General features: G+C 59.3%; 2 protein-coding genes. One reads left to right on the top strand and one right to left on the bottom strand.

What is annotated here, in order from left to right:
* The coding region (locus tag ACF1AK_RS36445) for a DUF6615 family protein (protein ID WP_391503093.1) at positions 1-492 on the bottom strand (492 nt) is incomplete at its 3' end.
* Between the two features lie 309 nt (positions 493-801).
* Between ACF1AK_RS36445 and ACF1AK_RS36440 the strand changes: the two genes are divergently transcribed.
* A complete protein-coding gene (locus ACF1AK_RS36440; protein ID WP_003945293.1) occupies positions 802-1,062 on the top strand; it encodes a WhiB family transcriptional regulator in 261 nt (86 codons plus the stop codon).
* The last annotated feature ends 53 nt before the right edge of the window (positions 1,063-1,115 follow it).

Raw genomic sequence — 1,115 nt, 5'->3', positions numbered from 1 at the left:
CTTGAGAAATACATCTGCGCTGACAGCAGTGATTCGGTCGCCGGAGGGGCCGAGGCAGCATGTGTGGTCGCTGTACCGGACGCCGCGAGCGGCGAGGTTGTAGAGCGCATAGAGGCTATGCGCTCCGCTCTTTCGGGCGTAGAGGTCGAGTAGGTCGATCTGCTGCATGCCAGTGGATCGAACGGTGTGTTTGATCTTGTATTTCCCGGCCGCGTGCGCTTTGGGTGTTTGAAGCTTCTTGGCTTGGATGACGAGGTGAAACCATTTGTTCGAGCCGTCCGAGATCCACCATTTCCAGTCCGCACCGTAGCGGGATTCCTCTCTGCGGGTGAAGGCTCCGACGTGGAGGTCGGGAAGGGTTTTCGCGAAGTCCAGCAAGATCCGTTCCGTGGTTCCTTCTTCACCTTGGCGGATGTTGTGGAGCTCTCCATCCGTGAAGTTTTGGCCGGCGCGGTGTGCATTTTTGAACAGCGCTGTTGCGAGTTGCGTCATGACTGGGCCAGGCGTGGAAGAAGTTGGAATTGGCACGTGTATCCCGTCGGTTGGTTGGGCCGCCGGACAAGGGTTGCCGGCGTCAGAGGATCGCATGTCTGTAGGCGAGCTTAGGAATCTACCGGTGGTTGTGCAGTCGCTAGAAGTGCCCAGAAATGCACTGATCGGGTAGAACTGCGCTTCGCTTCCACCGTGTGAAGTTTCGAAAAGGCAGGGTGGCCCCTCTGCTTCGGTTCAAGCAGTCCAGGTCCCTCGCTACCGTTCGCCCATCAATCCGAGAGGCCGATGTGTAGAGGAGTCGTGGTTTCGATGACCATCACCGAGATTCACCCAAGCGATACCGCTGGGAATGTCGATTGGCAGGAGCGGGCAGTGTGCCAACGCACTGATCCCGAAGCATTCTTTCCTGAACCGGGAGAAGCGGTCCGTCCGGCGAAGCGAGTCTGCGCAGGATGCGACGTTCGTGTCGACTGCTTGGCATTCGCATTGGCGAACGACGAGCGTTTCGGTGTCTGGGGTGGGTTGACCGCCTCGGAGCGGCGCCGTCGCTATTCGCGGGTGCAACAGTGACCACCCACGTGGACTTCACCCATACCTCGTACGCGGAGGCCGCGAGGTATGCC

The sequence above is a fragment of the Kitasatospora sp. NPDC015120 genome (assembly GCF_043080305.1).
GTDB lineage: Bacteria > Actinomycetota > Actinomycetes > Streptomycetales > Streptomycetaceae > Kitasatospora.
Note: the sequence above shows the minus strand (reverse complement) of the source record. Positions and strands in the feature narration are given on the sequence as shown.